This is a genomic window from Pseudomonas sp. R1-18, from assembly GCF_051132095.1.
Lineage (GTDB): Bacteria > Pseudomonadota > Gammaproteobacteria > Pseudomonadales > Pseudomonadaceae > Aquipseudomonas.
Map to the genome: position 1 here is coordinate 3,445,770 of NZ_CP071658.1, position 25,401 is coordinate 3,471,170.

Here is a 25,401-nt window from a genome sequence, read left to right on the forward strand (position 1 = left end):
TCGCCGCTATTAAAGAGTAGTAAATTGTTGCAAGTATCTTTTACACATAGTCTTTTATCAACAATTCGGCTACCTGCACAGCATTGAGCGCCGCGCCTTTGCGAACGTTGTCGCAGCTCACCCAGAGATTCAATTGCGTTAAATCGTCGATTCCGCAGCGTACTCGCCCCACATAAACCGCGTCCTGGCCGACCGCGTCGCCAACCGGTGTGGGGTAATCGCCCGCCTCCACCAGTTCAAGACCGTCCGCCGCCTCAAGCGCTGCGTTAACCTCTTGAAGATCGACAGCGCGCGCCGCCTGAACCGCAACCGTGAAGCTGTCGCCGAAGAACACCGGCACCTGTACGCAGGAGGCAGCCACTTTGAGCGACGGCATGCCCAGCAGTTCACGCAGTTCCGTCACCAGTCGCCGCTCCAGCGGGACATGGCCGGATTCGTCCGGCGTACCGACCTGAGCCAGCAGATTGAATGCCATCTGACGGTCGAAGAATCGAGGCTCCAGCGGTCGCACGTTCAACAGTTCGGTCGTCTGGCGAGCCAGTTCCGAGACGCCTTCACGGCCCAGGGCAGAAACCGCAAGGCATGCCGTCACGCTCACGTGCTGGATATCAAGCAGCCCGCGCAAGGGCGCCAGCACCAGGGCCACCGCTGTCGCCGAAGGGCTCGGGCTTGCGATCAGGTGCGTCGCGGAGTCGCGAGTCAGCAGATCGGCGTTGATCTCCGGAACGACCAACGGCGCCTGCGTTGACTCGAAAGCGCCGGACAGGTCGATGACCGAGCAGCCCGCCGCCGTTGCGCGGGCAACGAAGCTGCGACTGATGGCTGGACCGGCGGCGAAGAACGCCAGGCGCACCTTGCTGAAATCGAACTCGTCGACTTCACGAACCCGCACGTTCTTTCCTCGGAAGGGCACGGACTGCCCCGCCGACTCGATACTTGCCAGCAGGTGCAGGCTGGCGACGGGAAACTCGCGTTCTTCGAGGATCTGGACGATGGTTTCGCCGACCGTTCCGGTGGCGCCGACCACGGCGATGTCGAAGGACTGGCTCATTCAAAAACCTCAGCAAAATCAGGGAGTAGCACTTTAGCTTCTGCACTGGCCGCAGGCAATTCAACCCGGCGGCAGCGCCTGATGCTCAAGGCTCTGGCCCGATGGGGAAATACACACCATGGCTCCAGACGCCCAACCAGCGCTGCCCGTCAATTACCTGCGGCACCGCCAGCTCGACCAGTTGGTAGAACACGTTGCGATGAATCAAGGCTTCAAGATTGGCGCGCACATGGATATACGGCGAAGGCTCCAGCGTAACGGGATCGGTTACCACGCGCAGAGGGTGCTCCGGGCCCGCTTCGGCCTGGTCCTCGACATTGGTGACAAAACGCAGAACCTGGCTTTCGCCTTCGCCCTGCACCTCCAGCGTGACCGCTACGAAAGGCGCGTCCTCGACGGTGATACCGACCCTTTCAACCGGCGTCACCAGGACATATTTGTCGCCGTCGCGGCGGATGATGGTCGAGAACAGGCGCACCATCGGCTTTCGGCCGATGGGCGTGCCCTGATAGAACCAAGTGCCGTCGCGTGCGATATGCATGTCGATATCGCCGCAGAAATCCGGATTCCACAGATGAACAGGCGGCAGCCCTTTGGTTTTGGGGATCTGCGCGAACAGATCATTGGCCTTGCCTGAATCGCTCATGCGTTGCTCCTATCGTGGGACACCCAACAACATACGAGCGTAGTCCTCAAGAGGCGGGCCGAGCAAATCTTCCGGACTCTTGTCGTACAGCGTCAGCAATCCGCCGCGGCTGCGAATGCGGGCGCTGTCGATCAGATAACGGGTGTTGGTTTCGATCAGCATCAACTGAACGACGCCGCTGTCGACGCCCAGACGATCGACGGCCTCCTGGTCGGCCCATTGGTCGCCGTTGCCGATACGGTCATCCGCCTTCGCGAATCGGGTATAGAGCAGGTAATGGGCCCCGGCGCTGCGGGCCTCGATCATCGCCTCGTCCAGACCCCGCGGCGCAGGCGCCCGGCGGACCATCGGGAAGTATTCGACAAAGCCCTTGAACGCCTCTTCTGCCACGACATTGGGACGCGGATAGGCGTTTCCCGGAGGCACGAAAGCACCTTGGGCGATGTAGATAAAGGAATCGGGCTGGACGCGCCAGTTCGATATCCGGCGAGTCTCGCTATGATCGAGCAGCCCCGCATCACTGAACTGCTCGCGGGCACCCTCGCCCATATCACTGACTTTCATGCAACCACTCAGCGCTACAAGCGCCAGCAGCAGAACCAGGCTACGCATCTACCCCTCCAGATACCGGTGACGGAAAACCGGCGAATGGTCGTCGGATGCAGCTTCCGCGCCAGCTCTGCATAATTGCTCGGGAAAGCCTGTTGCGAGGCGTGAGCCGCTGGCTTACTTTTTTGGCAGTTCCGGCCTGGCTTGGGCAGGGACGTCGCTGTCGCGCTTGCGCTTGTTGCCCATGCGCACGCCGATGTCCATCAGGAAATGAAAGAAACCTTCCTGGTCTTCCAGCACGTTGCTCCAGAACGGCGAGTGGTACAGCGCTACGGCGCCGTGTACCAGCGCCCAGGCCGCGCAGTAGTGGTAATACGGCGGGACGTCTTCCAGCTTGCCTTCGTTGATGCGACCTTTGATCAGAAGGGTCAGGTGCTCGAAATTCGAAGCGCGGATCTTGTGCAGCTCCTCGACCAGTTCGGGTACCTGATTGCCCTTGACGACCTTCTCTTCCAGGCGGTCGAACAGCCGATATCGCTGCGGATCACGCATACGGAACTCGAAGTAGGCGCGCGACAGCGCCTCCTTGTCTTTGTCGACGTCGGCCGAATGCAGCAGCTCGTTCAGATCCCGCTCATAGTCGAGCATCAGCCGCAGGTAGATCTCGGCCTTGGATTTGAAGTGTTTGTAGATGGTGCCTTTGCCTATGCCCACGGCGTCCGCGATCATTTCGACGGTGACGCTGTCTTCCCCCTGCTCAAGGAACAGCTTGAGCGCGGTATCGAGAATTTCCTGTTCGCGACGACGAAACTCGCGGACTTTACGAGGTTCTTTCTGCATAAGAAGGTCTTTAGGGGTCAAAATCGAAGCCGCGTATTATGCCCAAACGGCGGCAGATTGCACGGTTCATCCGACCATATCGGTCCATACTGATGAAATATCGTGCAATGGCTCAGGTGCGGCGAGTATGGATTACAGAAACATCGACCGCTGGCGCTCCGACGAATTCCATAGGCGCCGACCACGGCGCCAACCGTAAATATCTTCGGCCGCTGCGGACGGAGCGACCACTGAGCGCTGACCAGCGGATTTAGTATTCCAAAACTGTTTAAAAAATGAACAATCCGGGCTGGACGCAGGGCAATCCTGATCAATACTTGAATCGTTGGCGAGCCACCTTCCCCCAGGTGGCGCGCCAGCAAAGACGCCAAGGGACCGCGTGTCTTTAGTTTACTCCTAATGGTCTTAACCCGGTTTCACCCCCCAGAATCCGGGTTTTTTTTGCCCGCGATTTACCGCCTCAGCGCTTGACGTGCGCCAGCGGGAACAGGCGCGCGAAGTTTTCGGTCGTCTGTGCGGCGAACTGTTCGTACGGCTCGCCGCGCAACATCGCCAGGAATTCCGCGACTTCGCGAACGTACTGCGGCAGGTTCGGCTTGCCGCGATAGGGAATCGGCGCAAGGTACGGAGAGTCGGTTTCGACCAATAGCCGGTCAGCTGGAACCTGCCGGGCGACATCACGCAGCGCATCGGCGTTGCGGAAGGTCACGATGCCGGACAAGGAGATATAGAACCCCAGATCCAGCGCCGCCCTGGCCATTTCCCAATCTTCAGTAAAACAGTGCAGCACACCGGCCTGCGGCAGTGCGGCTTCGCGAAGCAGCGCGAGCGTATCGGCCTGAGCGCCGCGAGTGTGGACGATGACTGGCTTGCCCGTGGTTCGGGCAGCCTGCAAGTGCAGACGAAACGAAGCCTGCTGCAGTTCGGCGGCCTCGGGCTCGTAGTGATAGTCCAGCCCTGTCTCGCCAATCGCCACCACCCTAGGATGGTCGAGCTCTGCCAGCAGCCAGTCCAGCGCGGGGGCTTCGCCGGGTTTGACGTCGAGCGGGTGAATGCCCACCGAACAATCGACATCGTCATAGCGCTCCGCCAGTGCCTTGACGGCCCCGGCGTTATCGGCACTCACGCCAATGCACAAAAAGTGGCCAACGCCCCGGCCACGCGCCGCGTCGAGAGCTGCGTCCAGAGAGCCCTGGTGCTGAGTAAGGTCGAGACGATCGAGATGACAGTGGGAATCTACAAGCATGGGAATTGAGACAACTACATCGTATGAGTAGGACGATCGGACTTCAGAGCCCCGACCAGATAGGTTTCGATCAGATTGCGGGCGGTGTTGTCGCCGTCGTTGAACTGCACGCCGACGCCGGCGGCGCGATTGCCTTGGGCGCCCTTGGGCGTGACCCACGTAACCTTGCCGGCCACCGGGACTTTTTCCGGCTCGTCCATGAGGCTGAGCAACATGAACACTTCATCGCCCAGACGGTAGCTCTTGCTGGTCGGGATGAACAACCCGCCGTTCTTGATGAACGGCATGTAGGCGGCGTACAGCACGGCCTTGTCCCGGATGGTCAGGGACAGGATTCCGTTACGTGGACCGGGGTTTAGCGGCAGGCTCATCACAACTCCTCGCGAATTCCGAATGACAGAGTCTACGCCTGTCCGGGCAGACCTGCCCACTGCACGAGCAAGGCTTCGAGCAGCAGAACCCTGTTGAGGTTGGCCTTGGACATGACTTTCTGACGCTGCGCCAGAATCCATTCCTGGAGTTCCAGCACTTTGCCACGACCCGATTTTTGCGCCAGGTACTGAACGACCTTGCGCATGTCCGCCAGGCCCAGCCCGTCTTCGTCTTCCGTGAGCTGGTAGCGCAGAATCAACTGCGACCAGTCACAGAACCAGTCGAACAGCTGCAGCAGCGCAATGTCTTTCCAGCCTTCGGCCAGTTGGGTCGGTGACTGCTGCTGTTTGAGCAGCTTCTTCACGCCATCCACAACATGCGCACGCTGCTCGCGCACGCCCTGCCCATGAAGCGTCACGGCGGCCAATGGCGATCCGGCGGCCAGGCTCAGCAGCTCGGCGCGCTCGTCCTGCGAACAGTCAGGCAACGCCTTGCCCAGCCAGTCCAGGCTCATCTGTTCACCGGGCAGCGGACAGGCCTGCTGCACGCAGCGGCTTTTCACGGTCGGCAGCAAACGGCTCGGCTGATGGCTGACCAGCAGCAGGACCGTGTTGCCGGACGGCTCTTCAAGGCTTTTGAGCAGGGCATTGGCGGCGTTGATGTTCATCGACTCGACCGGCTCGATCAGCACTACTTTGCGCCCACCCATCTGGGACGTCTGCACCACGAAGCTGACCAGGTCACGCACCTGGTCGACCTTGATCGGCTTGTCGGCTTCTTCAGGCTCAAGAATGTAGTTGTCCGGATGGCTGCCCGCCGCCAGAAGCATGCACGACTTGCATGTCGCGCAGGCTTCCAGCCCGTTTGGCGTATTGCACAGCAGATGGGCCATCAGACGTTCAGCCAGCGCCCGCTTGCCGATACCCGCCGGCCCGTGCAGCAAGTAGGCGTGCGAATGCCGGGACCGCCCGGCCATCTGCTGCCAGAGCGCATCCTGCCAGGGGTAGGCTTCAGCCACGGTACAACTCCAGCAATTGTGGCAGCCAGGCATCGAGCGAACGCTGGACTTCGGCCAGAGGCTGAGCCGCATCGATCAAGCGGTAGCGGCCGGGCTCGGCGCTGGCGCGTTGCAGGTACGTGCTGCGCACCGCATCGAAGAACGCGCGGCCTTCCTGCTCGAACCGATCCAGACGTCCACGCGCGGCGGCACGCGCCAGACCGACTTCCACCGGCAGGTCGAAGACCAGAGTCAGGTCAGGACGCAGATCGCCTTGCACGAAGCTTTCCAGAACTGCGATGCGGTCCCGGGACAAGCCTCGACCGCCACCCTGGTAGGCGTAGGTCGCGTCGGTAAACCGGTCACAGAGAACCACTTCGCCACGGGCCAGCGCCGGCCGGATCACTTCGGCCAGATGCTGCGCGCGCGCCGCGAAGACCAACAGCAATTCGGTGTCGGCGCACATCGGCTCGTCAGTGGGTGCCAGCAACAGCTCGCGTATGCGCTCGGCAACCGGCGTACCGCCTGGTTCGCGGGTCAGCAGCACTTCCACTCCCTGAGCGCGCAGCTGTGCGGCCAGATAGTCGCGATTGGTACTTTTGCCGGCGCCTTCCGGGCCTTCCAGAGTGATAAACAAGCCGGTCACGGGCAATCCTTAGTCGAAGTCATTGCGAACCCGATTCGGTCTGCGGCGCATCCGGCGCTGCAGAGGATTCGGGTTCCGGGGAAATAGTATCTGGTTGCACCAGGGGGCCCGACGCAGGCGCCGGACTGGAGCGGTAATCGGCGCGACGCTTGAGCTGGTACTCGCGCACGGCGGCGTTGTGGGCATCCAGATCAGCAGAAAACACATGGCTGCCATCGCCCTTGGCGACAAAATACAGGCTGTTGCCCGCCACCGGATTGAGCGCGGCATGAATCGCCTCGCGTCCGACCAATGAAATCGGCGTCGGCGGCAGGCCGGCGATGACGTAAGTGTTGTAAGGCGTCGACTCCTTGAGGTTGGCGCGGGTCAGCTTGCCGTTGTAACGCTCGCCCATGCCGTAGATCACGGTCGGATCGGTCTGCAACAACATGCCCAACTGCAGGCGGCGCACGAACACGCCGGCGATCTGGCCGCGCTCGTGCGGCACGCCGGTTTCCTTCTCCACCAGCGAGGCCATGATCAGCGCCTGATACGGGTCTGCATAAGGCACGTCCCGTGCCCGCTGATTCCACTCTTCGTCGAGTACATCCTCAAGGCGATTGAACGCCTGCTTGAGCACGTCAGCGTCCGTCATGCCACGCACGTAGCGATAGGTGTCCGGGAAGAAACGACCTTCGGGGAAAACATCCGGGCGACCGATCCTTGCCATCAGTTCGTTGTCGGTCAGGCCTGCCAGCGTCTGGCCGAGCTTGGGCTGGGCAGCCAGCGCGGAACGCACCTGGCGGAAATTCCAGCCTTCGACCAGCGTCAGGTTGTACTGCACGACTTCCTTGCGTTTCCAGACGTCGAACAACGTTTCGACACTCATGCCCGGCGTCATGCGGTACTCACCGCTGTGCAACGGCTGTTCGGCCAGATTGAATCGCCAGTAGAGGCGCAGCCAGAACGCGTCGCGGATCACGCCGTCATTCTGCAAACGATTGAGCACCCCGGAAGGCGTCGAGCCCGCCGGTACATCAAGCAATTGTTCCTGGGGGACATTCAGCGACTGGTTCAGCGCCGAGTGCTGTTTCCAGACCACGAAGCCCAGCAGCAGAACAGCCAGGACCACGAGGGTTTCCAGCAACACCAAAAATTTTCGGATCACGAATCAGGTATCCAGAAGTGCACAGGCGATGCGTTGCAGTTTACGGGTGAGCGGGCCAACCGGCCAGTTCAGACGCTCGAACCCGCGTACCGGCCAGATGCCGTAGACGCTGTTGCAGAGAAAGACTTCGTCCGCCTGTTCCAGGTCGGACAGATGCAGGTCGCGGATCTCGACCGCGATTCCGAGGGCCGAGGCCTGTTCCAGCAGTTCGGCACGCATCACACCGGCCACGCCACAGCGGCTCAGATCGGCGGTGAGCAGACGCTCGCCACTAACCACAAACAGATTGCTGAACACGCCTTCGACGATTCGGCCGGAAACATCGCGCATCAAACCTTCAGCGTGCTCGCTGTCTTGCCATTCGGCGCGCGCCAGCACCTGCTCCAGACGATTCAGATGCTTTAGCCCGGCCAACAGCGGCTGCTCGGCGAGTCGTGTCTGGCAGGGAAAAAGATGCACACCCTGCTCGGCATGGGAAACGGGATACGACGGCAGCGGCCCGCCCTGCAGGATGCGTCGCGATCGCGTATCCGGAGCCGGGGCATAGCCGCGCTGGCTGTCGCCGCGGGTAACGAGCAGTTTCATGACCCCGTCACCGAGCTGGCTGGCGAAGTCGGTCATTTCCAGGCGGACCAGCGCCGCATCCAGCGGGATTGCCAGACGCCGGCACGAACCTTCGAGACGTTGCAGGTGCCGGTCGAACAACACCGGCACCCCGGCTTTCACGGCAACGGTTTCAAATACACCATCGCCGTAGGCCAGCCCCCGATCCTTGAGCGGCAGGGTATCGGCGGGGCGGCCATCAACCCAGCTCGACATCACTCGGCGAACCGACGGAACACCAGCGAGCCGTTGGTACCGCCAAACCCGAAGGAGTTCGAGATGACGACATCGATCGGCGTCTGACGCGCCTCGTGGGGGACGAAATCCAGGTCGCAGCCTTCGCTCGGCTCATCGAGGTTGATGGTCGGCGGCGCGACCTGATCGAGAATCGCCAGCACACTGAAGATCGCTTCCACCGCGCCCGCCGCACCCAGCAGGTGGCCGGTCATCGACTTGGTGGAGCTGACCGCCAGTTTATAGGCGTGATCACCGAACACTGACTTGATCGCCGAAGCCTCGGCGAGGTCGCCGGCCATGGTCGATGTGCCATGCGCGTTGATGTACTGGACCTGCTCGGCATTCACTTTGGCGTCACGCAGCGCGTTGGCGATGCAGCGCGCGGCACCGGCACCGTCGTCCGGTGGCGAAGTCATGTGAAAGGCGTCGCCGCTCATGCCGAAACCGACCAGTTCCGCATAGATGGTCGCGCCGCGTGCCTTGGCGTGCTCCAGCTCTTCCAGAACCATGGCGCCGGCTCCGTCGGACAACACGAAGCCGTCGCGGCCCTTGTCCCACGGGCGGCTGGCGCGCGTCGGGTCGTCGTTGCGGGTCGACAGCGCGCGTGCCGCGCCAAAACCGCCGAGCCCCAGACCGCAGGCCGCCATCTCAGCGCCGCCGGCGATCATCACGTCGGCTTCGTCATAAGCGATGTTGCGTGCCGCCATGCCGATGCAGTGCGTGGCCGTGGTGCAGGCCGTGGCGATGGCGTAGTTAGGCCCCTGTGCACCCAGATGGATGGACAGAAAGCCGGAAATCATATTGATGATCGAACCGGGTACGAAGAACGGCGAAATACGCCCAGGACCCTGTTCATGCAGCAGACGACTGCTGTTTTCGATATTGGTAAGGCCGCCGATACCCGAACCCATGGCTACGCCAACGCGGTCGCGGTTTGCGTCGGTCACTTCAAGACCGGCGTTACGTACTGCCTGGAAGCTGGCTGCCAGACCGTATTGAATGAAGAGATCGAGCCGACGAGCTTCCTTGGGCGCGAGGTACTCCTCGACATTGAAGCCCTTGACCGAGCCGCCGAAGCGGGTGGTGTAGGCTGAAAGGTCCGTGTGCTCGATAAGGCCAATGCCACTGCGGCTTTCCAGAATGCCTTGCCAACTGCTGGGCACATCATTGCCCAGTGGCGAAAGCATGCCCATCCCGGTGACCACGACGCGTCTACGCGACACAGGACTCTCCTTCTCTCTTGTTTACGAATCATCACATCGTTTTAAAGAAAAAACCGCACGCCGGCAGGCAGTGCGGTTTTCCCATGACAGCTAGCAGCAACTACAGAGCATTACGCCTGATGGCTGGTAACGTAATCGATAGCCAGCTGAACGGTGGTGATCTTTTCCGCTTCTTCGTCAGGGATTTCGGTCTCGAATTCCTCTTCCAGAGCCATAACCAGCTCAACGGTGTCCAGGGAGTCAGCGCCCAGGTCTTCAACGAAAGAAGCTGTGTTGGTGACTTCTTCTTCCTTGACGCCAAGTTGCTCAGCAACGATTTTCTTGACGCGCTCTTCGATGGTGCTCATACCTAGTTTTAACTCCTAGTGGAAATATTCAGGCATCTGGCCGGTGGGTAAGTGTATAGAAGAGGTTTTGCGAATTTCAAGCTAAACGCTCTCCCCTTGTACCCAACCGGTCCGCCGCCCGTTGATAGATTGCAGCTTTATAACGGATTTTTAGACAGCTGGTATGACATTTTTACGATGTCACGGGTCACATCAGCTCATGTACATGCCGCCGTTGACCGGGATTGTAGCCCCTGTCACGTACCCTGCGCCTTCGGACGCAAGAAAAGCGACTGCGTGCGCGATTTCCTGAGCCTGCCCAAGACGACCCAACGGGATCTGGGTCAGCAGCGCATCACGTTGAGCCTCGGGCAGCTCACGCGTCATGTCAGTGTCGATGAAGCCTGGAGCCACGGCGTTTACGGTTACTGCACGCGAACCCACTTCACGAGCGAGGGCACGACTGAAGCCTTCCAGCCCCGCCTTCGCGGAAGCATAGTTTACTTGACCGGCATTGCCCATTGCACCGACAACCGAGCCAATGCTGATAATCCGGCCCCAGCGGGCCTTGGTCATGCCGCGCAGGACGCCTTTTGACAGACGGAACAGGCTGTTGAGATTGGTATTGACCACGTCATACCACTCGTCGTCTTTCATGCGCATCATCAGGTTATCGCGGGTGATACCGGCGTTATTGACAAGAATCAACGGCGCGCCGACACGCTCCTGAATAGTGCTCAGTACCGAATCCACCGATTCGGCGCTGCAGACGTCGAGCATCAGACCGAAGCCTTCGATGCCGGCTTCCTTGAATGCCGCGCTGATACGCTCGGCACCGGACTCGGATGTGGCGGTACCGACGACCACGGCACCATTGCGACCCAGCTCCAGGGCGATGGCTTGGCCGATGCCACGGCTGGCGCCGGTGACCAGTGCAACTTTACCTTGCAGGCTCATGCAGGCTTCTCCTAATCAGGCCAGTGCCGCGCGCGCGGCGGCAAAGGCGTCTGGGGTGTCCAGGTTGTAGGTTGTCACGCCTTCGGCGCAACGCTTGTTCAGACCCGCCAGAACCTTGCCGGGACCACATTCCACCAGCCGGGTCGCGCCGTGACTGGCCAGGCACTGGATGGATTCGACCCAGCGAACCGGCTTGTACAGCTGCTCCAGCAGATCACGCTTGAGGGTTGCCAGGTCGCTGACCGCTGATGCGCTGACGTTCTGCACCAGCGCGATTTCCGGCGCCTGCCACTCGATAGCCTCGATGGACTCGGCAAAGCGCTCGGCTGCGGGACGCATCAGCTCGCAGTGCGAAGGCACGCTGACCGGCAACGGCAGCGCCCGCTTGGCGCCACGGGCCTTGCACAGCTCCATGGCGCGCTGCACGGCCTGTGCCGAACCGGCGATGACGACCTGACCCGGCGAGTTGAAATTCACCGCACTGACGACTTCGCCCTGCGCCGCTTCGGCACAGGCCGCGATCACGTCGGCATCGTCGAGACCAAGAATGGCCGCCATGCCGCCCTGACCGGCCGGCACCGCTTCCTGCATCAACTGGCCGCGACGTTCCACCAGCTTGACCGCGTCCGCCAGGCTCAGACTCTGAGCGGCGACCAGCGCACTGTATTCACCCAGGCTATGACCGGCAACGAACGCGGGAACCGCACCGCCTTCGGCCAGCCACACATGCCACAGCGCGATCGATGCGGTCAGGATCGCAGGCTGGGTCTTGTCAGTCTGGTTGAGCAGCTCGGCGGGGCCTTGCTGGGTCAACGCCCACAGGTCATAGCCCAGCGCGTCGGACGCTTGCTCGAATGTATCGAGAATCAAAGGATGCTGCGCGCCTTGCTCGGCGAGCATGCCGAGCGATTGCGATCCTTGACCCGGAAAGACGAATGCGAGGGATGCAGACATTTATCAAGCCCCTGAATTGTTGTCGCGTCGGAAAAAGGCCGAACGCAGGAATCAAAATTACACGACTGCCCGGTTGGATGACCGGGCAGTCCGTTGCGTCACATCTTCAGCGCTGGTCGTCACGCAACATGGCCTCCAGCTGGCCATGCAAGCGCTGCGGCAGGTTTTCACGAGTCTCGATCACGGCGCGCCGGATCGCACTCTGAAATGCCTGAACGCCGGCGGAACCATGGCTCTTTACCACGATACCCTGAAGCCCGAGCAGGCTTGCGCCGTTATGCCGTGCCGGCGCCATATCGGACTGCAGGCGCTTTAGCACCGGCCTTGCCAGCACGCCGGCGGCACGTGTCAGCAGGTTGCGCCTGAACAGCGCCTCCATTCGGGCCGCGATCATGGTCGCAAGGCCTTCACTGGATTTGAGCAGCACATTACCCACAAAACCGTCGCAGACCACTACGTCGGCCTCTCCGCGATACACCCCGTCGCCCTCGATGAAGCCGATGTAATTGAGACCATTGGCTTGCTGCAACAAGGCCGCGGCCTGCTTGACCTGCTGATTACCCTTGATGTCTTCGGTGCCGACATTGAGCAGAGCGACCCGTGGTTTGCTGACACCCAGCGTTTCGGCTGCCACCGACCCCATGACCGCGAACTGGTACAGCGCCTCGGCACTGCAATCGACGTTCGCCCCCAGATCCAGCAACTGACAATAGCCGCTGCGCGTGGGAATGGCGGCGACCATCGCCGGCCGGTCGATACCAGGAAGCGTCTTGAGCATAAACCGCGATAGCGCCATCAGCGCTCCGGTATTGCCGGCGCTTACGCACGCCTGAGCCTGACCGTCAGCCACCAGTTGCAACGCGAGACGCATCGACGAATCAGGCTTGCCACGCAAGGCCTGAGACGGACGCTCGTCCATGGTGATGACTTCGCTGGCTTGCACAACACGCAGGCGTGAGCGATCCAGGCCACGATCACGCGCCGGATGGCGTGCATGATGGAGGGCAATCTGATCTTCAATAAGGGAGGTTTGGCCGACAAGGACCAGGTGCAACGAGGGTGTAGCGGTCAGGCACGCGATACTGGCCTGAACAATGTTGCGGGGACCGAAGTCCCCGCCCATTGCGTCGATCGCAATGATCGGAGCGGACAAGAAATTACTCGTCAGCGCCCTTATCGATCACTTTACGACCACGGTATACGCCTTCTGGCGATACGTGGTGACGCAGGTGAACTTCACCAGTGGTCTTTTCTACCGACAGAGTGCTAGCCTCAAGCGCGTCGTGCGAACGACGCATGTCACGGGCAGAGCGGGATTTTTTGTTCTGCTGAACAGCCATAATTGATTAACTCCTAAACGTTTGGGTCACGCTTTAACTGCGCCAATACACTGAACGGGTTGGACCGCGTTACCTCGTCCACGCTCGGTTCGGGCTCATCGAGACCCGCCGGTTGCTGGCATTCTTCCGGATGATGAGCAGGCACAATCGGCAAGGCGAGCAGAAGCTCTTCCTCGATCAATGCCAGCAGATCCAAAGGATCTTCGCCCAGTTCCAGCACGTCATAACCTTTCGGTAACGACTGGGTATTCGCACCCTCCTTCACCACCGCGTAAGTACATTCGCTGTGGATCGGCAGGGTGACCAGCTCAAGACAACGCTGGCAAACCATCTTGACCGGGACGTCTATCGAACTGTGGATGATCACAGAACGGCGTTCGTCACGCTCAAATACGAATTTCGCCTGCACCGTACCGACATTGTCGGCAAGCGGGTCGCAGAGTCTCTCCAAATCGGCCAGCAGCACTTCGCCTTCAAGGGTAGTGCCGCGATCAGCCAATTTGCGCGGGTCAACGTGAGGTGGAATCGGGTCATTCAACATAGGCGCAGCATTCTAGGGATGCCCCCTTGGCATGTCAAAGGAAATTCAGGCCTGTTCGCTATTCCAACCACTGATTAGAATCGGCGCTCAGCCTACGGAGAACCGCATGCCTTCCTTGCTCCTCGCTTCCAGCTCACCTTACCGTCGCGAACTGCTCGCCCGCCTGCGCCTGCCCTTCACCTGCCAGTCGCCGGATATCGACGAAAGCCACCGCTGCGGGGAGTCCGCCATTGATCTGGTGCAGCGCCTGGCACGCGAGAAAGCGCAGGCGCTGGCCGGTGCTCATCCAGACCATCTGATCATAGGCTCCGATCAGGTGGCGGTACTCGACGGAAAAATCCTGGGCAAACCCCACACGTTCGAGCGCGCTCTTGAGCAACTATCCGCGGCCAGCGGCAACAGCGTGACGTTCCTGACGGGACTGGCGCTGCTCAACAGCAGCACGGGCAGTTGCCAGGTGGATTGCGTGCCGTTCACTGTCCATATGCGCGACCTGGACAAGCAGAGCATAGAACGCTATCTGCACGCCGAACAACCCTTCGACTGCGCTGGCAGCTTCAAGGCCGAAGGCCTGGGCGTAAGCCTGTTTCGCCGCACCGAGGGCGAGGACGCGACCAGTCTGATAGGCCTGCCGCTGATCCGCCTTGTCGACATGCTAATAAAGGAAGGCGTGCGCACGCCCTGACGACTCACAGCACCCATTAAAAACCCGACCAATGGCCGGGTTTTTAGTGTCACGCCAGAAGCTCAGCGCAATGTCGGTCCGGTAAAGCCGGCCCACATCGCGATACGCTCGGCAACGCTGGCACCCAGCTTCTTGGAGAAACGGTCGAATGGCGACTCCTGAACGGTGTAGTCGACGATATTCTTTTCGCCGATCACTTCACGCGCCACATGACTGGCGCTGCCCAGACCATCTACCAAGCCCAGACCCACAGCCTGCTCGCCGGTCCAGACCAGCCCCGAGAACAGCTCGGGGTGATCCTTGTCCTTCAGACGATCCCCACGCCCCTGCTTGACGCTGGCGATGAACTGGCGGTGGGTGGTGTCCAGCACGCCTTGCCAGAACTGCGTTTCATCCGCTTTTTGCGGCTGGAACGGATCAAGGAATGCCTTGTGCTCACCCGACGTATAGGTCCGGCGGTCCACCCCCAGCTTTTCCATGGCTCCGACAAAACCGAAACCGGTAGCCGTTACACCGATGGAACCCACCAGACTGGCCTTGTCGGCGTAGATCTGATCGGCAGCGCTGGCGATGTAGTAAGCACCCGACGCCCCCAGATCGGTGATGACCGCATAGACCTTGACGCCGGGCTTTTCAGCGCGCAGTCGACGGATCTCGTCATACACGTAGCCGGACTGCACCGGACTGCCGCCCGGGCTGTTGATCCGCAGAATCACGCCCTTGGTGCTGGAGTCCTCGAACGCCTTGCGCAGGCTGGTGACGATGTTATCGGCGCTGGCGGCTTCCTTGTCGGCGATCATGCCTTCGATCTCGATCAGCGCGGTGTGGCTGCCGGAGGTCGATGTACCCTTTTCGAAATCCATCAATGGCGTGAACAACAACAGCGCCGCAAACAGATAGGCAAAGGTCAGAAACTTGAAGAAGATGCCCCAGCGGCGCGAACGACGCTGCTCCTGAATACCGGCCAGCAGGGTTTTTTCCAGCAGCTTCCAGCTCTTGGCATCTTCCCTGCCATCGCCTGCCTCGTCCGCTCGCGGCGAAGTCGGCGCCTTCCATTCGTCAGACATAGTTCGGTCACTCCAACCAGAAAACTAGATACGGCGCTCGCCCAGCCAGGCGCGCAACTCGGAAAACTCTTCAATAGCCAGGCGCGGCTCGTAACTGCGCAGCGAATCCAGCGACTGCGCTCCGTAGCCGACCGCCACCGAATCCATGCCCGCATTGCGCGCCATCAGCAGGTCGAACGATGAATCACCGATCATCAGCGAGCGCTGCGGGGGTACATGGCAATGCGCCATGATCTCGTGAAGCATCAGCGGGTCCGGCTTGCTCGCCGTCTCGTCGGCGGCACGCGTGATGTCGAACCAGTCCAGCCAGTTGTTGGCTTTCAGAACCCGGTCCAGCCCACGCCGCGCCTTGCCAGTGGCGACAGCGAGACGATAACCCTCGTCCCGGAACGCCTGCATGGATTCCAGCACGCCATCAAACAGCCGCGATGGCACGTTATCCATCGCCATGTAGCAGTCGGCGTAGCGCTGACGAAAGTCGATCAGGTCGTTGGCACTGATCCGCGGATAGAGCGTGCGGATCGCTTCGGGAAGGCCAAGGCCGATGATGCCCTTGATCGCCTGATCATCGCGGACTTCCATTTCACTCTGAATCGCCGCCATGCGCATGGCTTCGACGATACGACCGATGGAATCGGCAAGGGTGCCGTCCCAATCGAAAATCAGCAGATCATATTCACGGCGCACTCAAACGCTCCACGGTCTTTGCCCACATCTCATCGACAGGCGCCTGAAGTTCCAGCTTGCCGCCATCAGGCAGCGGCACGGTCAGCATGTAAGCGTGCAGGAACAGGCGCTTGCCGCCCAGGTCGCGAATCTCGCGACTGAAATCCTCATCACCGTATTTGGTATCGCCGGCAATCGCATGCCCGGCATGCAGGGTATGAACACGAATCTGGTGGGTACGGCCGGTGACAGGCTTGGCCTCGACCATGGTCGCGAAATCACCGAAGCGGCGCAGCACCTTGAAGATGGTCAGCGCTTCCTTGCCTTCGTCGTTGACTTCGACCATGCGCTCGCCGGAACGCAGATTGCTCTTGAGCAGCGGCGCGCGCACCTGCTTCTGGGCGGTCGCCCAGTGGCCGCGCACCAGCGCCATGTAGCGCTTGTCCACACCGTCGCCGCGCAGGGCTTCGTGCAGATGCCGCAACATGCTGCGCTTCTTGGCGATCATCAGCAGGCCGGAAGTGTCGCGGTCCAGGCGATGGACCAGCTCCAGCTCCTTGGCATCCGGACGCAACTGGCGAAACGCCTCGATCACACCGAAGCTCAGGCCGCTGCCGCCGTGCACCGCGATGCCGGCAGGCTTGTTGAGCACGATCAGCGCCTTGTCCTCGTAGACAATCGCCGCTTCGAGACGCTGCAAAAGACCTTGCGCCACCGGCACCGGCTCGTCGCGCTCAGGCACGCGCACTGGCGGGATGCGCACGATGTCGCCCGCCTGCAGCTTGTACTCGGGCTTGATTCGGCCTTTGTTCACGCGCACTTCGCCTTTACGCAGGATGCGGTAGACCAGAGTCTTGGGCACACCCTTGAGGTAGGTGATCAGAAAATTATCGATGCGTTGACCGGCAAGTTCCGGCGCAACCTCTACCAGCTGGACGCCGGGGGTTGGGGGGGCAATATTCGTCATGCGGCGAATCATAACAATTTTTTATGGATTTGAAGCACTTAATGATTGCTGCTATAGTCGCGAACGCCGCCAAAAGCGGCCGGACAGCGGACAAACGGTTGACAACCGGCCCTGACCAACGCAATTCACAAGGACGGGAGGCCGTCCTACGAGGCTTTCGGTGACAACGGAGCACGCTGGAAACGTAACGAGCGCAGGTGACATGAGGCCGGAAACCCGCCAGATCGCAGAGTGAGTCACTCGCCTTCTGCGCACTACCCATGGCCAGTTCACAAAGTGCAGTCGCTTCCGGACGCTACGAGCGAATGTTTCGGGAACAACGCCTCAAGCCATGATGCGCGAACTTCCCATCGAAGATCGCGGTAAATGCCAACCCGCTGCGGATTCTGCGCGCGGCAGCACCCGAATTATCAGGGATACGTGTAGGGTGGAGACGCACAACCATCGGACTGTGTAGCACAAGGCTGGTTCTAGACGCTTCATCTCGTCCGCTACCGATGGTCGATTCCTCCTCCTGACAAAGCTTTTGCTGACAGGGTGTCTTATGTCACCACAGCAAGCAGGAAACGTCGTCGCGACTCTCCGACCCCTCTGGTCGAGAATCTCGCTAGACACTGGAGTGCCCAGGCACTCCTGACGCGCCCTGACACCGACCGTGAGAAGTCGTGTGTGCCGAACGCCGTTTCCGGCAGCCCGGAAACCGACGGTACTACATGAAAAGAATGCTGATTAACGCAACTCAACCCGAAGAGTTGCGTGTTGCTCTGGTAGACGGCCAGCGCCTTTACGATCTGGACATCGAGTCCGGAGCACGCGAGCAGAAGAAGGCCAACATCTATAAAGGCCGTATCACTCGCATCGAACCAAGCCTTGAGGCTGCCTTTGTCGATTTCGGCTCCGAGCGCCACGGCTTCCTGCCCCTCAAGGAAATCTCCCGCGAATACTTCAAGAAGGCTCCCGAAGGTCGCGTCAACATCAAGGACGTCCTGAGCGAAGGCCAGGAAGTCATCGTTCAGGTCGAAAAAGAAGAACGCGGCAACAAGGGCGCGGCCCTGACCACTTTCATCAGCCTGGCGGGCCGCTATCTGGTCCTGATGCCCAACAACCCACGCGCCGGCGGCATCTCGCGCCGCATCGAAGGCGAAGAGCGCAATGAACTGCGCGAAGCCCTCAACGGCCTGATCGCTCCCGCCGACATGGGCCTGATCGTTCGCACCGCCGGCCTTGGCCGCAGCAGCGAAGAAATGCAGTGGGACCTCGACTACCTGCTGCAACTCTGGACCGCCATCAAGGAAGCTTCCCTCGATCGTTCGGCTCCGTTCCTGATCTACCAGGAAAGCAACGTCATCATCCGCGCGATCCGCGACTACCTGCGCCAGGACATCGGCGAAGTGCTGATCGACAGCGTCGAAGCCCAGGAAGAAGCCCTGACCTTCATCCGCCAGGTGATGCCGCAGTACGCCAGCAAGATCAAGCTCTACGAAGACAGCGTTCCGCTGTTCAACCGTTTCCAGATCGAAAGCCAGATCGAAACCGCTTTCCAGCGCGTGGTCGAACTGCCTTCCGGCGGCTCCATCGTCATCGATCCGACCGAAGCTCTGGTGTCCATCGACATCAACTCGGCGCGCGCCACCAAGGGCAGCGACATCGAAGAAACCGCACTGCAGACCAACCTTGAAGCGGCTGAGGAAATCGCCCGTCAATTGCGTCTGCGCGACATCGGCGGCCTGATCGTCATCGACTTCATCGACATGACGCCGGCCAAGAACCAGCGCGCCGTGGAAGAAAAGGTCCGCGAAAGCCTCGAAGCCGACCGCGCCCGCGTTCAAGTGGGTCGCATCTCGCGTTTCGGCCTGCTGGAAATGTCCCGTCAGCGTCTGCGTCCGTCGCTGGGCGAAAGCAGCGGCATCGTCTGCCCGCGCTGCAACGGCACCGGCATCATCCGTGACGTCGAATCGCTGTCGCTGGCCATTCTGCGCCTGATCGAAGAAGAAGCCCTGAAAGACCGCACCGCCGAAGTGCGCGCCCAGGTGCCGATCCCGGTTGCCGCATTCCTGCTCAACGAAAAGCGCAACTCGATCACCAAGATCGAACTGCGTACTCGCGCGCGCATCGTGATCCTGCCGAACGATCATCTCGAAACACCGCACTTCGAAGTGCAGCGTCTGCGTGACGACAGCCCTGAGGCCAACAACGCCCAGACCAGCTACGAAATTGCCGCGGCCGCCGCCGAAGTGGAAGAAATGGCGCCTCAGGCCGCCGCGACCCGCACCCTGGTTCGTCAGGAAGCCGCGGTCAAGACTGCACCGCCACGCGCCAACGCTCCGATTCCGGCCGCAGCCGCAGAACCGGTTGCTCCAGCGCCAGCTCCCCATGAGCCAAGCCTGTTCAAGGGTCTGGTCAAATCTCTGGTCAGCCTGTTCGCCTCCAAGGAAGAGCCGGCCGCTCCGGTTGTCGTCGAAAAGCCGGCCGCCGAGCGCCCTGCCCGCAACGAAGAGCGTCGCAACGGCCGTCAACAGAGCCGTGGCCGCAACAACCGTCGTGACGAAGAGCGCAAGCCACGTGAAGAACGTGCCGAACGTGCTCCGCGTGAGGAACGCGCGCCGCGTGAAGAGCGTGCACCTCGTGAAGAACGCGCTCCACGCGAAGAGCGTGCGCCACGTGAAGAGCGCGCACCGCGCGAAGAACGCCCGGCCCGCACCCCGCGTGATCGCAAGGGTCGTGAAGATCGCCCGGTCCGCGAACTGCGCGAACCACTGGACGCCGTGCCAGCCGTAACCGAGGCGCGTGAAGAGCGTCCGGAGCGCGCACCGCGTGAAGAGCGTCAGCCACGAGCGCCGCGCGAAGAGCGTCAACCACGCGTTGAACAAGCTGCTGCGCCAGCGGAAAGCGAAGACGAAGTGCTGCTCAATGACGAGCAGGCACACGACGACAACCAGGAAGGTAACGAAGGCGACCGCCCTCGCCGTCGCTCCCGTGGTCAGCGTCGTCGCAGCAACCGTCGTGAGCGCCAGCGCGATGCGAACGGCAATGTGATCGAAGGCTCCGAAGAGACCGGCAGCGAAGAAGGCCAGAATGGCGCCGATCTGGCCGCAGGTCTGGCAGTGACCGCAGCCGTGGCCGGTGGCGTGATCAGCGCCCAGGCCGAAGCCGATGCTCATCAGCAGGCCGAACGTGCCACTAATGCCGTCGACGCCCCGGTTGCAGCCGAAGAGCCAGCCAAGGTTGGGGAAGTGAAGGAAGTCGAGATCGTAGAAGCTGCGGCCGTGGAAACACCCGTGGTTGAAGCGCCGGCTTTTGAAACTCCGAAAGCCGAGGCATCTGAAGCCGCAGCACCTGAAGCTGAAGCACCGTCGGTTGAAGCGCCTGCCGTAGAAGCACCGGTTGCCGACATCGCGCCGCAAGCCGAAGCTCTGCCGGAAATCGAAGTCGAGTCGTCCAAGGTCGAAGCACCGGCACTGGCTGCCCCGGCCGAACTGTCGGAAGCACCACACGCCGAGCGCGTTGTGCCTTTCACTCCGACACCTGCACCGCAGGCACCGGTCGAGGCCGAGGTTGAAGCCAAGGTTGAGGAAGCCAAGGATGAAGAAACCGAGGTTCAGGCGGTCAAGGTTGAAGAGGCCAAGGCAGAAGAGGTGCCAGCCACCGAATCCGCCGAATTGCCTGTTCCGGCTTCCCAGCCGCAGATCGTGGACGAAGCGCCTGCGCCGTACGTCGCACCGGCTGCGGTAGAGGCACCGGCCGTGAAGGCTGAAGCCGAACCGGTTCCGGTTGAAGCCCCTGCCCTGCCGGTCAGCAGCAGCGGTCGCGCACCGAACGATCCTCGTGAAGTGCGTCGTCGCAAGCGTGAAGAAGAAGCTCGCCGTCTGGCGGAAGCCCAGGCCAGCGCCGAACCTGAAGCAGTCGCGCAGCCTCAGGCTGAGGAAGAGACCGAGACCAAACCTCTCGTCTGATCCCCAGGCATGAAAAAGCCCTACCTGTGAAAGCAGGTAGGGCTTTTTTTATGCTGCTTTTTTTGTGGAAGCGGACCGGACGGCGCTCCGCCGGCTCTGGCCATTTCGCGGACAAGTCCGCTCCCACAGGTCTTTGCAGAACTGGAAGGGGCACGTCAGTACAGATTTGGCTCCATTTCCAGCTCGACGCCGAAACGCTCGGCGATGTCGGCCTGGATTCGGCGGGCCAGGTCGAGCAACTGGGTTCCGGTGGCCTTGCCGTAGTTAACCAGCACCAGCGACTGCAACGCATGGACGCCCGCATCGCCTTCACGGAAACCTTTCCAGCCCGCCGCCTCGATCAGCCAGCCGGCTGCCATCTTCACGCTGCCTCCAGCCTGTGGATAGCCGACGGCTGCGGGATGCTCACGTTTGATGGCTTCATACAGCCGAGCATCGACCACCGGATTCTTGAAGAAGCTCCCGGCGTTGCCCAGCACTGCCGGGTCTGGCAGCTTTTCACTACGAATCGCACAAATTGCCCGGCTGACATGCAGGGGTGTTGGCTCCTTGATGCCCATCTCGTCGAGACGCTGACGGACCGGGCCGTACTCCAGGTGCAGATTGGCAACGTGGCTGAGCCTGAAACGCACTCGCAGGATCAGCCAGCGACCGGCCTGCTGTTTGAACAGGCTGTCGCGGTAGCCGAAAGCACAGTCCTGGAGAGTGAACTCACGGACTTCGCCAGTCTGCCGATCCATAGCGCTCAGGCTGTGGAACACATCCTTGATCTCGACTCCATAGGCACCGATGTTCTGCATGGGTGCCGCGCCAACCGTGCCAGGAATCAGGCTCAGATTTTCCAGGCCTGCCAGGCCCAGTTCCAGACAGGACTGCACGAACGGATGCCAGGGCTCGCCCGCTTCCGCTTCGACGATGGCTTCCATGCAATCCTCGCGCAGGACGCGGATGCCACGGCTGGCCATGCGCAACACCAGCGCATCAATATCGGCGACCAATAGCAGGTTACTGCCGCCGCCGATGACCAGCAGCGGCACATCGTGCCCAGCGGAGTAAGCGAGTGCCTGACGCACGTCTTCATCGGTGTGCGCTTCGGCGAACAGCGAGGCCTGCACGTCCACGCCAAAAGTGTTGTACGGCTTGAGGGAAACCGCGGAGCGGATTTGCAGGGTCATGCAGATACCGCCCCGACTGTCAGAGACGACAACATCAACTCTCCAGCAGGCGCTTTATACGCTCAAGGTCTTCCGGTGTATCGACGCCGCCTGGAGGGGCTTCAAGGGCATCGGCCACATGAATCCGCACGCCGTTCCACAGAGCACGCAGTTGCTCCAGGCTCTCGGTGTTTTCCAGCCAGCACGGCCCCCAGCTCACGAAGTCGTGCAGAAATCCGACGCGGTAGGCGTAGATGCCAATGTGGCGGCGATAAGGGACGCCCTCGGGCAGTCGATCACGGCTCTGGGCCAGCGCATCTCGGGCCCACGGCAACGGTGCCCGGCTGAACGTCAGGGCCAGGCCGTTGGCGTCACTCGACACCTTGACCACGTTGGGGTTGAACAGCGCCGCTACGTCGTCGATCGGCTCGGCCAGCGTCGAAATGCCCGCTTCCGGATGCGCTGCGAGGTTTGCCGCGACCTGATCGATCACCGCAGGCGGAATCAGCGGCTCGTCGCCCTGGACGTTGACCACGATGGCATCGGCCGGCAGTCCCAGTTGCGTTGCCACCTCGGCCAGCCGGTCGGTACCGGAGTTGTGATCGGCGCGGGTCAGCACCACATCGGCGCCAAATGCTTCGCAGGCTTCAACGATGCGAGCGTCATCGGTGGCGACGACAACGCGCCCGGCACTGCTCTTGCGCGCCTGTTCCCAGACATGCTGGATCATCGGCTTGCCGGCGATGGTCGCCAGTGGCTTGCCGGGAAAGCGGCTCGAACCGTAGCGTGCGGGAATGACAACGATGAAGGCGGCGGTCATTTCTCAAGACGCTCCTCGGCGGACAGCGTGCGTGCTTCGCTTTCCAGCATCACCGGGATGCCGTCGCGTACCGGATAGGCAAGGCCCGCGCCTTTGCTGATCAGTTCGGTTTTGTCTGCGCTGAGCTTCAGCGGACCTTTGCAGATCGGACAGGCGAGGATGTCGAGTAATTTGGTGTCCATAGAAAATCCTGAAGCAATCAAGGAGAGAAACGGCGCAGCTGCTCGTCGAACCAGCGAATGAACGCGTCGGATGGTACCGCGTCCACCGCCAGATACCACCAGTCATCGGCGGCGAAGGCGCGGCACTTCACGGCGTCCTTCTCGGTCATGACCAGCGGCAGCGAAGGCGTGAATGCCAGCGCCTCGGCGCTATACGACGCATGGTCGGCGAAAGCATGGGCAATGGGCTGCCAGTGTAGTCCTTCGAGGGTGTTGAAGAAACGCTGCGGGTTGCCGATTCCGGCTACCGCGTGCAGCGTCTGGCCCTTGGGAAAGAAGTCGACCGGCTGGCGCTGGCCGCTGCGCAGGTTGACCAGCGCGGAGGGTTTGAGCGTGAAGGCATAGCCGTCGTCGCGATCCGCGGCGGCGCCGTTGTAAAGCAGCGCGTCGACGCTCTCCAGCCGCTCGACCGGCTCACGCAACGGTCCGGCCGGCAGGCAACGGCGGTTGCCCAGCCCGCGCGCGGCGTCGATCAACACCAGCTCCAGATCCCGGGCCAACCGGTAGTGCTGCAGGCCGTCGTCGGAAAGGATCAGGTCAATGGGTTCGGCGGCAAGCAACGCCTGCACCGCCCGACTGCGGTCGGGGTCGATCATCAGCGCGACACCGCTGCGCTGTACGATCAGCAAGGGTTCATCACCCGCCTGCGCGGCATCCTGGTCGGGCTGCACCCGCCAGGGCAGGCTCGGTGGCGTGGCGCCGTAGCCGCGGCTGACCACGCCGACACGCAGACCTTTGCTGCGGCAGTGTTCGATCATCCACAGGATCAGCGGCGTCTTGCCCGTGCCACCCACGGTGATGTTGCCCACCACTATGACCGGGACCGGCGCGCGATAGATCTCACCCTCCCCGGCCAGAAAACGCGCGCGCTTGCCATTCACGACCCGTCGATAGAGCGATTCGAGCGGACGGAGCAATCCGAGCGCGGGGTGGCCGGTGTACCAGGCGTCAAGCAAGCGGTCGGTAAGCGCCATCACTCAGCCTGCGTGGCTTCGACTGTGGTCATGCGCAAATGGCTGAAGCCCAGCTTGCCCGCTGCGTCCATCGCTGTAATGACCGACTGATGCGGGGTCTTGCCATCGGCGCTGATGGACAGCGGCAGACTGGTGTCGCCCGCCGACTCACGATGCAGCGCTTCGATCAGGGTCGCCAGATCGTTCTTGGGCAGCAACTGATTATTGAGCGAAAACAGTCCGTCGGCGTTGATGGCGATATCCAGTTGCTTGGCACTGGCGTCATCGGCGGATGCGCCGGTAACCGCCTGGGGAAGGTCCACACGCAACTGGGTTTCCCGGGTAAACGTCGTCGTGACAATGAAGAACAGCAACAGAATGAATACCACGTCGATCAGCGACACGAGGTTGACGTCGATGATCTCGCGGGGTCTGCGGCGACGAAACTTCACTTTTTCTTGCTCCCGGCGCGAGCCAGGGCCTTGAGGTCAACCCTGGCATCGATCAGATCGACCTCACGATCGCCCTGCACTACCTCGACCAGCCGAATCGCCTGCTGCTCCATGCCGACTACCAATTCGTCGACGCGGCCCTGCAAGTAGCGATGAAAGAAAATCGCCGGAATGGCAACGATAAGGCCAGATGCGGTACAGATCAGCGCCTTGGAAATGCCGCCCGCCAGCACGCCGGCGTTGGCGGTGGTCCCGGAACTGTTGAACGATCCGAAAATGTCGATCATGCCCAGAACCGTACCCAGCAAGCCGAGCAGTGGTGCCATGGCTGCGATGGAACCGAGCGCGCTCAGATAGCGCTCCAGCTCGTGGATGACTCGCGCGGCCGCTTCCTCGATGCACTCTTTCATGATCTCGCGACCATGCTTGGAGTTGGCAAGACCGGCTGCGAGGATTTCCCCGAGCGGCGAATCGGCGCGCAGCTCCTTGAGCTTTTCACTGTCCAGCTTCTTGTCCTGAATCCACTGCCAGACCTGTCCCAACAGATGAGGCGGCGTGATACGGCTGGCGCGCAGCGTCCAGAGCCGTTCGATGATGATGCCGGCAGCGGCGATGGAACTCAAAATGATTGGCAGCATCATCCAGCCGCCAGATTTGACCAGCTCCCACACAGTGACGCCTCCCGCAAAAAATTGGCGCCACTCTAACATGCGTCGAGGGCTGCCCGAAGCCCGAGATAACGATCCGTTCATCAAGCATCGAAAAGCACCATCTTCCGGCAAATCGCC

28 protein-coding genes are annotated in these 25,401 nt (G+C 61.3%); 2 read left to right on the forward strand and 26 right to left on the reverse strand.

The annotated features are described in order from the left end of the window. Window positions 1-40 precede the first annotated feature (40 nt). From J3P77_RS15715 to J3P77_RS15795, 17 genes are all read right to left on the reverse strand, one after another. On the reverse strand, window positions 41-1,051 hold the full coding sequence (locus J3P77_RS15715) for an aspartate-semialdehyde dehydrogenase (RefSeq protein ID WP_434677514.1): 1,011 nt from the start codon (window positions 1,049-1,051) through the stop codon (window positions 41-43). An 85-nt stretch (window positions 1,052-1,136) separates the two neighbouring features. Continuing rightward, window positions 1,137-1,697 carry a DUF1285 domain-containing protein gene (locus J3P77_RS15720; RefSeq protein ID WP_434677515.1) on the reverse strand — a complete coding sequence of 187 codons (561 nt, stop codon included), beginning with the start codon at window positions 1,695-1,697 and terminating at the stop codon, window positions 1,137-1,139. A gap of 9 nt (window positions 1,698-1,706) precedes the next feature. Next, the gene (locus tag J3P77_RS15725; RefSeq protein WP_434677516.1) at window positions 1,707-2,309 is read right to left on the reverse strand and encodes a DUF4823 domain-containing protein; all 603 of its coding nucleotides are present in this window, start codon (window positions 2,307-2,309) and stop codon (window positions 1,707-1,709) included. A gap of 114 nt (window positions 2,310-2,423) precedes the next feature. After that, window positions 2,424-3,086 (reverse strand): TetR/AcrR family transcriptional regulator, encoded by a 663-nt coding sequence (locus J3P77_RS15730; RefSeq protein WP_434677517.1) that lies wholly within the window; start codon window positions 3,084-3,086, stop codon window positions 2,424-2,426. Between the two features lie 460 nt (window positions 3,087-3,546). Continuing rightward, entirely contained in the window at window positions 3,547-4,332 is a 786-nt protein-coding gene (locus tag J3P77_RS15735; RefSeq protein ID WP_434677518.1) for a TatD family hydrolase, read from the reverse strand. 14 nt (window positions 4,333-4,346) lie between these two features. Next, on the reverse strand, window positions 4,347-4,703 hold the full coding sequence (locus J3P77_RS15740) for a PilZ domain-containing protein (RefSeq protein ID WP_434677519.1): 357 nt from the start codon (window positions 4,701-4,703) through the stop codon (window positions 4,347-4,349). A gap of 32 nt (window positions 4,704-4,735) precedes the next feature. Further along, a complete protein-coding gene (locus J3P77_RS15745) occupies window positions 4,736-5,722 on the reverse strand; it encodes a DNA polymerase III subunit delta' (protein WP_434677520.1) in 987 nt (328 codons plus the stop codon). Beyond that, on the reverse strand, window positions 5,715-6,347 hold the full coding sequence (tmk, locus tag J3P77_RS15750) for a dTMP kinase (protein WP_434677521.1): 633 nt from the start codon (window positions 6,345-6,347) through the stop codon (window positions 5,715-5,717). Before tmk ends, J3P77_RS15745 begins: the two co-directional genes overlap by 8 nt. Before the next feature lie 19 nt (window positions 6,348-6,366). Next, window positions 6,367-7,494 carry an endolytic transglycosylase MltG gene (mltG, locus tag J3P77_RS15755; protein WP_434677522.1) on the reverse strand — a complete coding sequence of 376 codons (1,128 nt, stop codon included), beginning with the start codon at window positions 7,492-7,494 and terminating at the stop codon, window positions 6,367-6,369. Window positions 7,495-7,497: 3 nt separating this feature from the next. Beyond that, window positions 7,498-8,313 (reverse strand): aminodeoxychorismate lyase, encoded by an 816-nt coding sequence (pabC, locus tag J3P77_RS15760; RefSeq protein ID WP_434677523.1) that lies wholly within the window; start codon window positions 8,311-8,313, stop codon window positions 7,498-7,500. Then, window positions 8,313-9,557 carry a beta-ketoacyl-ACP synthase II gene (gene fabF / locus J3P77_RS15765; protein ID WP_434677524.1) on the reverse strand — a complete coding sequence of 415 codons (1,245 nt, stop codon included), beginning with the start codon at window positions 9,555-9,557 and terminating at the stop codon, window positions 8,313-8,315. The genes pabC and fabF overlap by 1 nt, the downstream gene beginning before the upstream one ends. Window positions 9,558-9,667: 110 nt before the next feature. After that, window positions 9,668-9,904, reverse strand: coding sequence for an acyl carrier protein (acpP, locus tag J3P77_RS15770; RefSeq protein WP_434677525.1), 237 nt, complete (start codon window positions 9,902-9,904; stop codon window positions 9,668-9,670). 192 nt (window positions 9,905-10,096) lie between these two features. Beyond that, the gene (gene fabG / locus J3P77_RS15775; protein ID WP_434677526.1) at window positions 10,097-10,840 is read right to left on the reverse strand and encodes a 3-oxoacyl-ACP reductase FabG; all 744 of its coding nucleotides are present in this window, start codon (window positions 10,838-10,840) and stop codon (window positions 10,097-10,099) included. 15 nt (window positions 10,841-10,855) lie between these two features. Continuing rightward, window positions 10,856-11,794 carry an ACP S-malonyltransferase gene (gene fabD / locus J3P77_RS15780; RefSeq protein WP_434677527.1) on the reverse strand — a complete coding sequence of 313 codons (939 nt, stop codon included), beginning with the start codon at window positions 11,792-11,794 and terminating at the stop codon, window positions 10,856-10,858. 106 nt (window positions 11,795-11,900) lie between these two features. Further along, window positions 11,901-12,947 (reverse strand): phosphate acyltransferase PlsX, encoded by a 1,047-nt coding sequence (gene plsX, locus J3P77_RS15785; protein WP_434677528.1) that lies wholly within the window; start codon window positions 12,945-12,947, stop codon window positions 11,901-11,903. A 4-nt stretch (window positions 12,948-12,951) separates the two neighbouring features. Continuing rightward, entirely contained in the window at window positions 12,952-13,134 is a 183-nt protein-coding gene (gene rpmF / locus J3P77_RS15790) for a 50S ribosomal protein L32 (RefSeq protein ID WP_003179396.1), read from the reverse strand. Between the two features lie 13 nt (window positions 13,135-13,147). After that, complete coding sequence (locus J3P77_RS15795; protein WP_434677529.1) at window positions 13,148-13,675, reverse strand: YceD family protein; 528 nt, start codon at window positions 13,673-13,675, stop codon at window positions 13,148-13,150. 106 nt (window positions 13,676-13,781) lie between these two features. Between J3P77_RS15795 and J3P77_RS15800 the strand changes: the two genes are divergently transcribed. Then, window positions 13,782-14,360: a Maf family protein gene (locus J3P77_RS15800; protein WP_434677530.1), complete on the forward strand. Its 579-nt coding sequence runs from the start codon at window positions 13,782-13,784 to the stop codon at window positions 14,358-14,360. A 62-nt stretch (window positions 14,361-14,422) separates the two neighbouring features. Here J3P77_RS15800 and sppA read toward each other — a convergent pair whose 3' ends face one another. Genes sppA through rluC form a run of 3 tightly spaced genes read right to left on the reverse strand, consistent with a single transcriptional unit; the run spans window position 14,423 to window position 17,060 of the window. After that, complete coding sequence (sppA, locus tag J3P77_RS15805) at window positions 14,423-15,427, reverse strand: signal peptide peptidase SppA (protein ID WP_434677531.1); 1,005 nt, start codon at window positions 15,425-15,427, stop codon at window positions 14,423-14,425. 24 nt (window positions 15,428-15,451) lie between these two features. Beyond that, window positions 15,452-16,114, reverse strand: coding sequence for an HAD-IA family hydrolase (locus J3P77_RS15810; protein WP_434677532.1), 663 nt, complete (start codon window positions 16,112-16,114; stop codon window positions 15,452-15,454). Then, entirely contained in the window at window positions 16,104-17,060 is a 957-nt protein-coding gene (gene rluC, locus J3P77_RS15815) for a 23S rRNA pseudouridine(955/2504/2580) synthase RluC (protein ID WP_434677533.1), read from the reverse strand. The genes J3P77_RS15810 and rluC overlap by 11 nt, the downstream gene beginning before the upstream one ends. Before the next feature lie 713 nt (window positions 17,061-17,773). On the opposite strand from rluC, the gene rne reads away from it, so the two are divergent. Next, window positions 17,774-21,013, forward strand: a complete 3,240-nt coding sequence (rne, locus tag J3P77_RS15820) for a ribonuclease E (protein ID WP_434677534.1) — start codon at window positions 17,774-17,776, stop codon at window positions 21,011-21,013. Between the two features lie 155 nt (window positions 21,014-21,168). On the opposite strand, the gene murB is transcribed toward rne, so the two are convergent. From murB to J3P77_RS15850, 6 genes are read right to left on the reverse strand one after another with little or no spacing between them, the layout of a single operon-like run. Beyond that, the gene (murB, locus tag J3P77_RS15825) at window positions 21,169-22,188 is read right to left on the reverse strand and encodes a UDP-N-acetylmuramate dehydrogenase (RefSeq protein WP_434677535.1); all 1,020 of its coding nucleotides are present in this window, start codon (window positions 22,186-22,188) and stop codon (window positions 21,169-21,171) included. 34 nt (window positions 22,189-22,222) lie between these two features. Next, entirely contained in the window at window positions 22,223-22,987 is a 765-nt protein-coding gene (gene kdsB / locus J3P77_RS15830; RefSeq protein ID WP_434677536.1) for a 3-deoxy-manno-octulosonate cytidylyltransferase, read from the reverse strand. Then, window positions 22,984-23,169, reverse strand: a complete 186-nt coding sequence (locus tag J3P77_RS15835) for a Trm112 family protein (protein ID WP_434677537.1) — start codon at window positions 23,167-23,169, stop codon at window positions 22,984-22,986. The genes kdsB and J3P77_RS15835 overlap by 4 nt, the downstream gene beginning before the upstream one ends. A gap of 17 nt (window positions 23,170-23,186) precedes the next feature. After that, window positions 23,187-24,182, reverse strand: a complete 996-nt coding sequence (gene lpxK, locus J3P77_RS15840) for a tetraacyldisaccharide 4'-kinase (protein ID WP_434677538.1) — start codon at window positions 24,180-24,182, stop codon at window positions 23,187-23,189. Beyond that, window positions 24,182-24,613, reverse strand: coding sequence for an ExbD/TolR family protein (locus J3P77_RS15845; RefSeq protein ID WP_434677539.1), 432 nt, complete (start codon window positions 24,611-24,613; stop codon window positions 24,182-24,184). The genes lpxK and J3P77_RS15845 overlap by 1 nt, the downstream gene beginning before the upstream one ends. After that, a complete protein-coding gene (locus J3P77_RS15850) occupies window positions 24,610-25,284 on the reverse strand; it encodes a MotA/TolQ/ExbB proton channel family protein (RefSeq protein ID WP_434677540.1) in 675 nt (224 codons plus the stop codon). Before J3P77_RS15850 ends, J3P77_RS15845 begins: the two co-directional genes overlap by 4 nt. Window positions 25,285-25,401: the final 117 nt, after the last annotated feature.